This is a genomic window from Moorena sp. SIO4A1, from assembly GCF_010672065.1.
Taxonomy (GTDB): domain Bacteria; phylum Cyanobacteriota; class Cyanobacteriia; order Cyanobacteriales; family Coleofasciculaceae; genus Moorena.
The window spans coordinates 16,510-29,421 of the sequence record NZ_JAAHHX010000054.1 but is presented as its reverse complement, the minus strand read 5'-3'; the positions used below and the strand labels follow the sequence as shown (position 1 = coordinate 29,421).

Genomic DNA, 12,912 nt, shown 5'->3' with positions numbered 1-12,912 from the left:
TGAAAACCCCGTCTTTTTCAAGGGGGGATGAAACGTGAGCGTGTGGGGAGGTTTTAACCGCCGTGGATAGTTTTCTTGACATCTGGGACTAATTGCGTTAAAATCATCCTGGATTACAATAAAGTTTTAACAAGAGTAGGAAAGAAAAATTTAGCAAGTAACAAAAGTTAAAAAAAAATAAGTTAATAAACTAATAAAGTAATAAACCAACAAATTAAACCAATAATTTCAAACAATAATTTAAAAATAAGTTAAAAAAACAATAAGTTATTGCCCAAATCCTTCGTCCGTAGAGTAAAGTAAAAAGTATCGCCAGAGATAGGGTACTGCGTAATCCTTGCCTAACAATTTGGTCACCTAGGTCGGCTTAGAAGCAAACAACTAGTTAGCTATCAAAAGCCGTTTTGAGAAACAAGTTACAGCAGGGAATGCAGAAAACTGGGTCAATAAGACCTAAAACCCTTCGGTAGATTTGCCCTCTAGCTTGGTTGGTATAAACCCGTCAGGTTATGGCGAGTCGATCAACCTAGAATCTCCGTCCGTTTAGAGCGGAAAATGTCAAGATAGAAAAGTTTAGCTATCAGCAAGCCCCAGGTCTATATGGCTCGCTACAATCGTTCCATTAAAATCACTATTTCCCTTGATCGTCTTCTACCGTTACTGATTGAGGTTCTAAAATCCTGCCATTTTGAGATTCTCTACGAGAGTGATGACTATATAATGGCAAGAGAGAGTCCGGATAATATATCCTTTACCAAGCTGGTTACAGTGGACGTATTGATTGACAAATCGAAAGCCACTGAGCAACAAGTGCCCATAAATTTTGTGGTCAAAAATGAAGAGTTACCTCTACAGGTTAATAACCATTGTCGGCAAATGTTTGAGCTACTTCAAGAGGCAGTTAATAACAATCCCGATTGGCAAATTGTGGAGGAGCTAGCTAGTTAACAAGTAAGCAATCAGCAATCAGCAATTAGCAATCAGCAATTAGCAATCAGCAATCAGCTATCAGCAATCAGCTATCAGCAATCAGCAATCAGCTATCAGCAATTAGCAATCAGCTATCAGCTATCAGCTATCAGCTATCAGCTATTGAATAGCTTTTGAATAAAATGAGGTTTATTTTAAGCACCTCAAGTAGCCTGGCCATTCCCGTAGCGTGGCCAACGGCTGACCGCTGACCGCTGACCGCTGACCACCTAGCTAGTTAACAATAGTTTTAAAAACATCTTCTCCATTGTAGCTCGCTACCAGCTGCATTTTTAAAGGACCAGCTGTGTAGGCAGTTTCTTGGGCAATAGCTTTGACATTAAGGGGTTGACTATACTGCTCCAGCTGCTCAATAAAGTTGGTTAGGGTGGTCAGCCGACCATCTCCGACTTGGATATCACCCAAAATCCCAGCGCGACGAGCACGGAACTCAGAGGCTGCCAACAACTGATCGAGCCGCTTGCGAATTTGCTCATTGGTCATAGTTGAGGGATTAGTCGAGATGGTAGCAAGCACATCACCCCCCTTAAAGACAACCTGATTGAGGGCTGCATCTGCAAATACTTGTATTGGTTTTTCCCCCTCAACGTAGTTACCCGCTGAGAGAATTCGCACCACGTAGTCTCTACCATCTTTAATCTGCTGGATTAACTGATCTACTTGTGCTTGAGTAATTTGCACCAGTGGCTCTTGGGAATTACTGCTACTAGCACGGGTAATGTCTACGGCTGTCTTATTGGCTTGGCTCAACAGTTGATCAACGGCTTGATTTACAGCTGTTGGATCGACAATTCGTACTACTCCAGAGGTGAGTACCTGACCACGAAATAAAGCAACATTTCCCTGACGCAGTACTCGATAATTCTGATAGTACTGTTCTAGAATTGCTAGTTCCCGTTTTAAAAAAGCCAGTTGTTTTTCTTGTGATTCAAGTTGTTGATTACGTTCAGCCAGTTGACTCTCCTTTTGTTTAAGTTGTTGTTCAAGTTCTTTAAGTTCTTGTTCGAGTTCTTTTAGGAAAGTTTCACGCTGAGCAATGACTTGATCTCGTTCAGCAATTTTCTGGTCAAATTGTTTTATAGCTTGGTCTTTCTCAGCCAGATCCTGCTCCCGATCCTGGATCGTTTGGTCTTGTTTGAGGATAGCTTGGTCTCGCTCTTGGATAGCTTGGTCTCGCTCCAGCATTTCCTGATCCCGTTTCTTCACCAATTCTTTTAATTGAGTGATTTGGCTTTGGAGTTGGGTAATTTGTTCATTGAGTTGATTCCGCTGTTGGATTAGCAGCTGACGTTCCCTTAGGAGTGATTTAATTTCAGTACGCAGCACCCCAACCTGAGCAGAGACATCTTTCAGTTGATTTTGAGCCTGTTGGAAATTTCGATTGGTTTCATCCAAACGCTTCTGAACCTCTATTTGCTCTGCTCTGGCGTCCTCTAACTGCCGCTCTACTCTATCTTTCTCATCCTCTAATTGGCTGACCTCCCGGCGAGCACTTCTAAGTTTTTTGAGGATATTATCAAGCTCAAAAATCCCATCCCGTAGAGACTCACTGGTGGCAAACAAAATCCCCAAGGTCGAGGCGGAAATTAAGCCACCGGTGATAATTGTTACTACCGTGGCAGTAGTACGGGGACGTAGATTAAATAAACTCAGCCGTGCTTTTCCTACTCGTGTACCCATGCGATCGCCTAAGGTAGCGAGTAACCCCCCCAACACCAAAATTGAGGCAATCAGGATATAAGCGCTGGTCATCTAAAGCCTCACGGGACAGTGGAAACTACTATTATTTATGTTATTTATGTTATTTATGTGGTTATTTATCTGGTGAAGGAAACGCGAGGAGGCGATTTTAACTGTTGTCAAAGTACTACAATAATAGTTATACAAAAAAAAACATTCGGTTGGCTGGGACTCCCAGTAGTGGGAGCTTCCACTGAAAAGACAATCAATCGAAATTATTGATTGGCTACAGCCACGTAGTCTAGTTTTAGCCCCTACAAGCAAAGGCTTTAAGGCTAGTGAATTAAACCACATACTTAACCTCAACCCCCACCACCGTGAGAGAGTAGCGGTAATTGGCACTGCCTGATGGACTGCAAGCTTATTGGTGTTACGGCAGGTTAAGTTGATGTGATTGTTTCGAGCAATGGCTAACATTTGTTAGTTAACTCCTCCGAAGAATCTGCGCCTATGGAAGAGCGCAGAGTTTCAATACTCCATTGTTGTCTATCCAGATACAGCCTATCTCATAGGTTTAGAGAATTATGTTTTTTTATGGTAAACGCTCCAAAAGATTTATCGACTTCCAGCACCAGCAGTAGGGCGTGGGGAGTAACCCATAGACTAACAAATTATCCCTAGTTTGTACAAAGGGCGCTCTAAACAATAGACCTGGGAGTTTTGAGTTCTAAAACTAAAAAAATGTGATTTTTATTTAAAATTTTTGTTGAAAGAATTATTTCCTTGGGCTGTAACGCTTATATGCTACACTCTACAAGTCTTTGCATAAATGAAGTATACCACGCCTCACACCCTACCCGAGATAACCACACGATACCGGATACAGACCGATGATTACTCCAGATGAATGCCATACAGACGGGTAGGTGTCCCATCTGGGCATCTAGATTCCATTTGATTTTACTATAGGCTATCCACTCTCCCCTCACTCTCCAACCGATGCGTTCACCTAGCCTGACGCAGTCTCCTCCAGCCTCTTGATAAATGGATTGTTGAACACTAAGTCCAAAGTGTCCTTGGCTGTATCTTACCCAAAGCTGGTCAATGGTCAGCAGGTCAGCACAGGGAAATGTTTTGAGCGACTCTACATCTAGCCATTTTTCAGCTTCTCGACCTGCTGCTTCCAGGAGTACCCTGGCTGTCTCTAAGTCGGCTTCTTTCCACTTTCCTGCTGCTAGTACGTCTCGCAGTTTAGTGTAGTCTACTCCTTTTTCAGAACGCAGTTTGAGTTCAGGTTCATAGTGATGTCGTGTCATAGGTTTGCGCCATGGTGATGGGAGTTGATCAGCAAAGATACAGTAAAGATAAAGTTTTGGCTTGTCTGTCAGGTGTGGGGTACATCCATCAACCATAGCATTGCCCTAATAGTCAACTACCAGACACTGACCGCAAAGCCATACAGCAATAATCGAGAAATTCTAGGTATTAGGCTAATCGTATTAGGTATGAGCTACAACAGGGGCACTTGAGCACCTCCGTCCTAAGAGAGCTAGACAACTTTCAACAGAACCCTCCCTAGAGTCTAAACCCTAGAGCCTAAACCCTAAATTCTGTTCGCGAAGGGTGACCGCAGGTCAAACAGGTATCTAAGAGACAAAATATGTAACAAAATGCGTTCCCGTAGCGTGGCCTACGGCCAATCGCATCTTTACAGATGTTCCTAGTCGTGCTTCAATGTATAGCCTGTGGTTATGGAGTTTAACAGGAAACCCGCAAAAAAAGGCTTAGGGGTAACACCCCTCATTCAAATTAACTACCAGTATCGGAAAATTACTGGTAGTCTAATTTAATGAACATTAGACCTGCTCCCATTTAGTTGCTCCATTTCTGTTGAAGGTTGACACAAAATAATCAACTATAAAGTGTCAACATAAGGTGTCAACATAAGGTGTCAACATAAGGTGTCAACAAAACCAAGTTTCACCGAATCGTGCAGGTAAAATGTGGCTCAAACGGGTTTTTAATGCAAATTATTACGTTGGAGCAAACCGAAAATTATGGCACCTGTATTGCCTCTACAGACGGTCGTGTTTCAAACTCTCTTCCTGCTGGTGGTAATTGCGGTGGAAGGGATAGTCCTGCAACGAGGGCTAAAACTCAACCGCAAAACCAGCATGCAGCAAGCTACATCGATTAATCTACTTTCCACTATTGTAGGTTGGTGGTGTTTTTTTGCCCTTCACGACCAACTCCCTACGGAATTTCAAGGCCAGATGATTAGTTATATCTTTTTCGATCACTTTTCAGAGGATAAGCCTGACAATTTTTATACTCTTATCGCTATGAGTGTGATCACAATTTTCTTTCTTTCCTTTATTATTAAGCTGGCAGGGCTGAGGTTACTCAAAATCTTTTTAGAACTAGCTGAAGATCAGGCAACTGCTTCCACATCAGCTTCCGACGAGGAAAAGTCATTATCCTTGAGGCGCTCTGGTCAGAGAGGATCGGGTGGGGAAAATCGAGCTATGGTCGTCCTCATTGCTAATTCCTGTAGCTATAGCGCTATTTTACTGCTTTTGTTTCTGCGTTTCCTTTATGTCAACCCCATTAGTGGATAACTAGCGTCGTGAAATTTTTCACATCCCTATTCGAATTTGTCATTGGCTTAGCGGTGGTAGACTCGCTGGTAAAGGTACTGAAACCTCCCAAGGCATTTTCCTGGCAGGCTCTAATGTGGCTAACTGTTTTTTCCTATGTAATGGCAGGGTTAGCCACGGGATTTGTACAACGGCTGATAGCAAGCTGTGGTGGTATTTTATTTATTTTATTTGTCTACTGGGTAACGGCAGCGGCGGCTAAGCTAAGAATTGCCAAGAAGAACAAAGACGCCAAGACAGGCTTGCCCCTGGGTCCCTGGATTACTGGCGCACTAACTAGTATTTACCTATTCGGCATCAATTTAAACGTTGGAGAATACCAGCTCGTAATTGACGGTATCAGTACCTATTTATTGGGCATCGACTCCAAAGACGTATCACCCTTGACGTTCATTAGTTGGCCATTGATATCAGCCGTAATTGCGGCTTTACCTTATATTTTAGCAGTAAGATTGAAGGTAAAAAAACCGTCTCCAGCAGAACGTCAATATCTAGTTATCTTATTCGGTAGCCAGCTCCTGATTAGCTGCTGGATACAGTTTTATTTCGTGATTCAAAACTGGCTAGTGCAATATCCTAGCTTACTGAGCGATGATTTTATCCATAGTTCCTTTGTCTGGAAATTGCCCTCTGCCCAAGTCACTATGGTATCTAGAGGTGTATCGATCTTAGAGGGGATGGAAGTTCAATTGAAAGAAGAGTTGAATGAAAAATCTTGGTCAGAGGTTGAGAAATCCCTGCTTAAAGTAAATCATAAAAAGTTGCTGAAGGGAATTGAATATCAAGCCAAGCAAAGCTCACCGGTTGCTGAAGATCCTCTATGGAAAGTGACCTATAAATTTTCATCCAGGAAGTCTGGGTCTGACTATAACTTAGACTTGCAGGCCAATTGGAACGGCCCCCGTTCAAACCCTGACACCAAACCTGACTCTTATTCCTTCACCAAGTCTTGTCGCATTAAGCAGGTAGATGGGCGATCAGGGTTAGGTTCTAAACCAATTGGTAATGTGGAATGCCAAGCCTCTAGGACAGGAGAAATTGAGGTGTTCGCTGACCAAGGTAAACAGTAAAAAGTAAAATTCAAAAGACTTGCTTGGATCCAGTAAACTAGAAAATAGCAACTAGAAAATAGCAACTAGGAAATCTAGGATTTATAAATAGGACACGAACAATATTGCTGATTTTTAATAACACCAAAAAATCTTCCAATCTCTTTCCTACTGCTCCCTACTCCCTGCTCCCTGCTCCCTTTTTAATTTAATCCTATGTTCACAACTAAAATAAAAATGCTATAGCAAATACTAAATACCAATTACCAATTACCAATTATTAAATACCAAATGACCAATGACCAATGAGGAAGAACAAATTCCCATTCATGGTATCAGTGGACTGGGAAAGTGTAGCAGCACGAGGATACTATCAGCCCTCCCGTAACATCAAAGTAGCTGAATCGGGGGGAGCTTACCAATTACCGCTCTCCTTTGAGACTCACTCACCCAAGGGATGCCCTAGGATACCACCAGATATTCAGTTGCGGCAGTATCAGCGGCAAGCGGTGGCCAATTGGTTTGCCCATCGGGGACGAGGAACCCTGAAAATGGCAACGGGTAGTGGTAAAACGATTACTGCTTTAGCGATCGCAACGGAACTGTATCAAAAAATCGGCTTACAGGTGTTGCTGGTGGTTTGCCCTTACCGCCACTTGGTTACTCAGTGGGCAAGAGAATGCGAACACTTTAATCTCGAACCGATCTTAGCCTTCGAGAGTGTCTACAGTTGGCAGAGTCAACTGTCTGCCCAGCTATACAACCTCCAGGTTGGGAAACAATCGTTTATTACCATAATCACTACCAATTCTACCCTGATTAAGGATGGTTTCCAGTCTCAGCTGAAGTATTTTCCTGATAAAACCCTGATAGTGGGAGATGAAGCCCATAATTTGGGGACTACCCGCATCGAAAAGAGTTTACCCCGTAACATTGGACTGCGCCTTGCTCTGTCAGCTACACCGGAACGGTATTTTGATGAAGCTGGCACAGAAGCGTTGTTTGACTATTTTGGTTCAGTATTACAACCAGAACTGACCTTAGCCGATGCGATTCACCAAGGAGCGCTAGTGCGTTACCTATACTATCCGGTGTTCGTGGAATTAACAGAGGCGGAAAATATTGCCTATGCTAGATTAACTCAACGGATTGGTTGGGCATTAGGGGAAGCAGACGATATAGAAAATGACACTACTTTAACATCGTTATTGATGCAACGAGCTCGGTTAGTTGGGGCGGCTGCTAACAAGTTAAGGGCGTTGCAGCGGTTAATGGCTAAGCGTCTCAACACCTACCATACCTTGTTTTATTGTGGGGATGGTTCCGTAGATGGGCAAGTGAGTAATGAAAGCAACCGTCAGTTAGCAGCAGTAACCCAGTTATTAGGTTCTCAACTGGGCTATCGGGTCAACACCTACACTGCTCAGACACCGTTGGCAGAACGGGAGGAATTACGTCGTCAATTTGAGCGGGGGGAGTTGCAGGGGTTAGTAGCAATTCGATGTTTGGATGAAGGGGTGGATATTCCATCCATTGAAACGGCGGTAATTCTGGCAAGTAGTAGCAATCCCCGGCAATTTATTCAGCGGCGAGGGCGAGTGTTGCGACCGCACCCAGGTAAGGAACGGGCAACGTTATTTGACATGATTGTTTTGCCCCCAGATTTAGGACGAGAAACTTGGGAAGTGGAACGGAGTTTGTTGAAAAAGGAATTGAAGCGATTTTTGGAGTTTGCTGAGTTGGCCGATAATGCTGGGGAGGCCAGGGTAAAATTGCTGGAAATTCAGCAGCGCTATGGAGTGCCAGATTGCTAATTCCCAAGAAAGCGATTTTTCTAAGAGACCAGTTTTTCTGGCCTCCCATGATTTTTGATCAAAAAAAGCGATGCAGCGCGGTCTTGGGGAGCCAGTGCGGTCTTGGGGGTTCCCCCCATGAGCAACTGGCGTGGTTTCCCCCATGACCGCGCTGCATCAAGACACGGTGGCAGTGTCACCGATTACGACAATAAACGATTGTCAATCTTCCGGTTCAAAATCTTCCTTACTCACCCCACAGGTCGGACATACCCAGTCATCTGGAATATCTTCAAAGGGTGTTCCCGGTGCAATGCCACTATCTGGATCCCCTACCTCTGGGTCATATACATAGCCGCAAACGGTACAGACATATTTCTTCATGGATATTGACCTAAATTAGTGTTCTTCTCTCATCAGTCTGATCATATCGTGTGCCGTTGTTTCGGTAGTGTTCTTTGTTATTGTTTTTTTATATAATTAATTCCATGACTCCCATGGAACTGAGCGACCAAGCAGTTCTTCCAATGCTGTAACTTCCTGTTTATAATACTTAGTAAGAGCATTTTTGATAGCTGGTGAAATCGACACTTTTTCCTGAGGCTGCACGTTAAGGCGTAAATAGATCGGATCGAGCGACCGTCGAATTTTCCTTAAAACTTTGTGAATGGGTTTGTCTTGTGTATATTGACGCATCGACTTTAAAAACTGCTCATAATTCCGGTGAAACCACCAATTTTTTACTGCCTTGCTGGGATTATATACTTTAAAGAGATAATCCCCATAGAAGCTGGGATCAATTCCTGCAAATCCACAGATTTTTTCAAGCACAGATTTGGGATTACGGGATAATTCTTCATAAAAATCTACATAAATTCTATCGGAGCCGAATAAGTCAAAGTAAGGCTTTAAGTAGAAAGAATAACGTCCTTGCTCAAGGGAACGCATATAGGTATAGGTATTTTCGTGATAAAAATTATCATTAATTAATTGCTGGTTAACATAGTTATCAAAGCTGATATCTTGAGGAATATACTCTTTCTGTTTAGCAAACTTATACCAAGAAATTAAGCGATAAACCGGTTCCCTTAGGATAAATATAAGTTTTACATTTGGTAGAGATAGTTTGATTTTATGGGGTGTCCCTGATGAGTAAAGATAGTCTGGTGTTGCCTCCATCCGAATTTTTTCGCAATGGTAACACTGAGCATAACGGAAAATATCATCATATTTTTCTAGACCATCTTCATATCGATAGTTGGAAGCTTCCGGATAATCTTTATCCAAAAAGAAGCGAATTTCTTTGAGGTTAGAGGTACAAACTTGAGGATGATCAGCTAGGTAATAAAATAGTGATGTTGTTGCCGCTTTTGTCGTGCCTCCAATAATCAAGTAAGCGTGCTGTTTAATACTTGAACTATTCATAGAGTTTATTAACCCTGATTAACTAGGATGGTTGGTGAGGACAGAAACACCCTTTTGATGGAGTAGATAGATGATAAGTATCACATAGATAAGAGCCATAACAGGCCAACTCATAGCAATACCAATCAATCCCCAAACTTGCCAAAATAACCAACTCAGAGCAACCCCTACAAATGCCATAGTCACCATACTCCAGACAACCAAACCATAAGCTCTCTGAGCATACAAGCCAGCTTCAAGCACGGGGATTAGAGAAATAAATGCCAACGACAGCCCTAACCACAAGAACACTTGAGACGTCTGCTCAATAGAGGTAGCTTCAAAAGAACCATGTCCGTATAGCAAACGAATGATTTCCCCATGGGATACCACAATGAAAAGTACTGCAGGTAAGCTTACTAATAGGGTTTTAGTCAGGTTTTTGCGCAAAGCCGATCCCAACCGGGATTTATGCCCAGCTAAGTCATGCTCTGTCATGGCAGGCAAGCTGGTGGTAGCAATACTGACACCAATAATCGTTTGAGCAGCGGAGACGATCCGAATCGCAAAGTAGAATGTGGACACCCCACCAACTGCTACTAAGGAAGGCAGCATCTGGCTCTTGACTAGATTAGATGCGAGCTTAATAACAAAACCGATAGTGGGTAAAGAACCTGCTTGCCACAGACGCAGGAGGTCATCTTTGCCAGCCCAGGCCAACCATTGATGCTGGTGTCCCGCTTTAAAAGCATCTAGAAATACCAGCACAAAGAATCCACCAAATCCCAAGGTATAAGCGTACGCTATCCACAGAGCAATACTAGACTGATGCCATGCCAACCCAATGGCAGCCACTACGAAACCTGGTGCGATCGCATTCCGCAGAGCTACCGCACTAAAGCGCCTTTGGCTGTTGAGGATTACACTAAAGACCGCAATCCCAGGAGCAAACAAAACCATTGGCGCACAGACCCGAAATAAAAACGTTGCTTGTGCTCTACCCTCTGGGGAAAATCCTGGGGCTAACCCAGTTATAATCAATGGCGCTAGAATTTCCAACAGAATAGTTAGACTAACACCGAGTACTAAAGCTAAGTTGACAATGCCACTGACCAAGCGATGATATTCCCTGAGACTCAGAGCATCTCGGCGCTCCATGAACATTGGAACCAAGCTTTGTCTGGTTCCCTCCCGGCTCACGGTATCAATTAGTCGTGGTAAGCTCAGGGCAACAATCAAGGCATCTGTGGTTTGACTAGTCCCCAGTTTCGCCGCCATCAAAATGTCTGCAACCCACGCCAGTAGCATACCCAAGAAGGTCAGAGACATCACTCGCAGCGTGGGAGATTTCCAGCCTTTGATTATACGGTTGGATAGGTTCATTGCTATTACTTACTGCATAGACCTGATTAAGGTAGCAGACTTGGAGTTTTTCCCTTTTGGTTGTCCGTGCTGGTAGTATCCAAAAATTACGAAATTGTTGGTAGATCCAAATTGTTGGTGCTTTTGAATTTACTAGTTTAAGACTCGGGTTGAAGTACCGGAGTGGAATCTTTGGGAGCGTCTGTCTTAGAACTCGGTTTTTCCCAGGCCAGGATAACCAGCCCAGTTGTAATTAACAGGCAAAGCGCCACAGCCCCCAGCATCACCGTTTTTTTGGTATTACCAACAGGTTCTTTCGGTAAGTTCGGCTCTACTAACAATTGCAGGGTTGGATAAGCAGTAGCATGATCCGATTTATTCAAGTTTAATTGAGCCGACTTCGCCGTAAATATAGCTTCAGAGATTTGCACCTCTCGCTCAAGCTCAGTCAGGGTTAACTGCTTCTCAATCAACGTCTGAAGTCTAGACTCTAGCTGAGCAATTTGTTCTGCCAAGGTGTTAACTTGACCGGTTAGTCCCTGTTGTTGAGCTCTCTGGTTAATTAACACTTGTGCCAGATTTGCTCGACCTGTCTGGGCATCTAAGCCTAAATTGAGATTATCCAAACGTTGAAGATCCATCCGCTTGCCCAATAGCTGTTGGCTACGAGCAAGTAATGCCTCAAGCGCCGCTTGCTTCTTAGCTTTGAGATTAATCACCTGAGGGCTATTTGGTGTCCATTGAGTATTGAGTATCGTTAGGTTAGCGCTGATATCGCTATAGTTTTGCCAAAGCTTTTTAAAGACTTCATCATCCTGAAGCATCAGAGCATCGGCTGCTTGGTCAGTTGACAACCTTAGGTTAGCTTCTAGCTGCCTTAATCCAGAGGTAGCCGCTTGCTGCTGAGCCAATAAATTAGCACGCTCCACTCGCAAGCTCTCTACTTCTTCTGAAAGGTTCTTGATTTGTTCAGAAATTTTGAGCGGTGAATTCTTTTTGAATTGAGAAAGCTTTGTTTGGGCTTTTTTTAAGTTACTATTAGCAGAGTCTAACGCTAACAACGTCTTGTTATCCTGACGAGCTGATTCTTCTGCTCTCAAGTAATCAATCCGCTTGACTAAGGCTTGATAAAAAGCCCGAGTATTTCGCTGAGCTTCCAGTTTGCTTTTGCCATCCACTTCAAATTCTATGATAGTGGTACCTCTATCCAAAGAAACCCTTGGCTTGGCAAACTCTTCAAAATCTTTGACTGAGGTATTAACAGCAGCAGCAGCTTCAGTTAATACGACGTCACTCATGGCGATATACTGGTAGTTTTCTCGTGGATCTACCTTTAAAAGATATCCGTAAGGAGACTTCTCACCTGGATTGGAGGAAGCTTGACCGACTCCAGGGAGTTGAACAGATCCTTGAGAACCCACACCAGGTATAATTGCTGCTGCCTTACTGGTGTAAGTTGGAGGGATTTGCTCGAGCACAAAAAAAGCTAAACCCAAAATAGCAGCATTACTCAAAATCCCCAAACTTATGTAGGAAAACCATTTCAACCCATTGGGTCGAGAACGTTGGCGTGCTTTTGGTAAGGCTCGAATCGGAATTGAAGATTCTGTCATCGTCTGTGATCAGAATAGATGCAGTCCACAAATTTACATTCAGACTAAATTATGAATATTTTGTGATTGTAGTTCAGATACCGTGCTTTTAAACAATTTTGACCAGTGGGATAAATCCTCTAGCTGCTATTATTATAGAACTAGATGACAGAATTAGATGACGCCCACAATAGTTTTTTTTTGCCCATTGAAATCACACCCCCATAATACTACAGATGCAGATGGGGTTAGCCAAGACCAACTAACAACGGCCTAGCCTAATCGATCTTAAAATTCACTTGATCAATCAGTTCTGATCCATGTTCAACCTACCCTACAAGGGAAGCCAAGGGTTAACAACCTTCAACCTTCAACCTTCAACCTT

Annotated in this window: 10 protein-coding genes; 4 read left to right on the top strand and 6 right to left on the bottom strand. The window is 43.2% G+C overall.

Annotation, left to right across the window (positions count from 1 at the left end; translation table 11 throughout):
• Window positions 1-600 precede the first annotated feature (600 nt).
• Window positions 601-948 (top strand): hypothetical protein, encoded by a 348-nt coding sequence (locus F6K53_RS26950; RefSeq protein ID WP_293025011.1) that lies wholly within the window; start codon window positions 601-603, stop codon window positions 946-948.
• Between the two features lie 255 nt (window positions 949-1,203).
• Here F6K53_RS26950 and F6K53_RS26945 read toward each other — a convergent pair whose 3' ends face one another.
• The gene (locus F6K53_RS26945) at window positions 1,204-2,742 is read right to left on the bottom strand and encodes a DUF3084 domain-containing protein (RefSeq protein ID WP_293045623.1); all 1,539 of its coding nucleotides are present in this window, start codon (window positions 2,740-2,742) and stop codon (window positions 1,204-1,206) included.
• A 725-nt stretch (window positions 2,743-3,467) separates the two neighbouring features.
• On the bottom strand, window positions 3,468-4,082 hold the full coding sequence (locus F6K53_RS26940; protein ID WP_293025015.1) for a GUN4 domain-containing protein: 615 nt from the start codon (window positions 4,080-4,082) through the stop codon (window positions 3,468-3,470).
• 645 nt (window positions 4,083-4,727) lie between these two features.
• On the opposite strand from F6K53_RS26940, the gene fraC reads away from it, so the two are divergent.
• The 3 genes from fraC to F6K53_RS26925 all read left to right on the top strand — a co-directional run bounded on the left by fraC (window position 4,728) and on the right by F6K53_RS26925 (window position 8,190).
• Entirely contained in the window at window positions 4,728-5,288 is a 561-nt protein-coding gene (fraC, locus tag F6K53_RS26935; RefSeq protein ID WP_293070051.1) for a filament integrity protein FraC, read from the top strand.
• 8 nt (window positions 5,289-5,296) lie between these two features.
• Window positions 5,297-6,397 (top strand): DUF5357 family protein, encoded by a 1,101-nt coding sequence (locus F6K53_RS26930; protein WP_293070049.1) that lies wholly within the window; start codon window positions 5,297-5,299, stop codon window positions 6,395-6,397.
• Window positions 6,398-6,681: 284 nt separating this feature from the next.
• The gene (locus tag F6K53_RS26925; protein WP_293025021.1) at window positions 6,682-8,190 is read left to right on the top strand and encodes a DNA phosphorothioation system restriction enzyme; all 1,509 of its coding nucleotides are present in this window, start codon (window positions 6,682-6,684) and stop codon (window positions 8,188-8,190) included.
• Window positions 8,191-8,391: 201 nt separating this feature from the next.
• Here F6K53_RS26925 and rd read toward each other — a convergent pair whose 3' ends face one another.
• The 4 genes from rd to F6K53_RS26905 form a co-directional block, all read right to left on the bottom strand.
• Window positions 8,392-8,553, bottom strand: coding sequence for a rubredoxin (gene rd, locus F6K53_RS26920; RefSeq protein ID WP_293025023.1), 162 nt, complete (start codon window positions 8,551-8,553; stop codon window positions 8,392-8,394).
• Between the two features lie 96 nt (window positions 8,554-8,649).
• Entirely contained in the window at window positions 8,650-9,594 is a 945-nt protein-coding gene (locus tag F6K53_RS26915; RefSeq protein ID WP_293025025.1) for a sulfotransferase, read from the bottom strand.
• Between the two features lie 18 nt (window positions 9,595-9,612).
• Entirely contained in the window at window positions 9,613-10,956 is a 1,344-nt protein-coding gene (locus F6K53_RS26910; protein ID WP_293025027.1) for a lipid II flippase MurJ, read from the bottom strand.
• A 137-nt stretch (window positions 10,957-11,093) separates the two neighbouring features.
• Entirely contained in the window at window positions 11,094-12,548 is a 1,455-nt protein-coding gene (locus F6K53_RS26905) for a hypothetical protein (RefSeq protein ID WP_293025029.1), read from the bottom strand.
• Window positions 12,549-12,912: the final 364 nt, after the last annotated feature.

Excerpts from the sequence above, each read along its gene's own strand:
- F6K53_RS26950 (WP_293025011.1), top strand. The coding sequence starts at position 601 with ATGGCTCGCTACAATCGTTCCATTAAAATCACTATTTCCCTTGATCGT.
- F6K53_RS26945 (WP_293045623.1), bottom strand. The coding sequence starts at position 2,742 with ATGACCAGCGCTTATATCCTGATTGCCTCAATTTTGGTGTTGGGGGGG.
- F6K53_RS26940 (WP_293025015.1), bottom strand. The coding sequence starts at position 4,082 with ATGGTTGATGGATGTACCCCACACCTGACAGACAAGCCAAAACTTTAT.
- fraC (WP_293070051.1), top strand. The coding sequence starts at position 4,728 with ATGGCACCTGTATTGCCTCTACAGACGGTCGTGTTTCAAACTCTCTTC.
- F6K53_RS26925 (WP_293025021.1), top strand. The coding sequence starts at position 6,682 with ATGAGGAAGAACAAATTCCCATTCATGGTATCAGTGGACTGGGAAAGT.
- rd (WP_293025023.1), bottom strand. The coding sequence starts at position 8,553 with ATGAAGAAATATGTCTGTACCGTTTGCGGCTATGTATATGACCCAGAG.
- F6K53_RS26915 (WP_293025025.1), bottom strand. The coding sequence starts at position 9,594 with ATGAATAGTTCAAGTATTAAACAGCACGCTTACTTGATTATTGGAGGC.
- F6K53_RS26910 (WP_293025027.1), bottom strand. The coding sequence starts at position 10,956 with ATGAACCTATCCAACCGTATAATCAAAGGCTGGAAATCTCCCACGCTG.
- F6K53_RS26905 (WP_293025029.1), bottom strand. The coding sequence starts at position 12,548 with ATGACAGAATCTTCAATTCCGATTCGAGCCTTACCAAAAGCACGCCAA.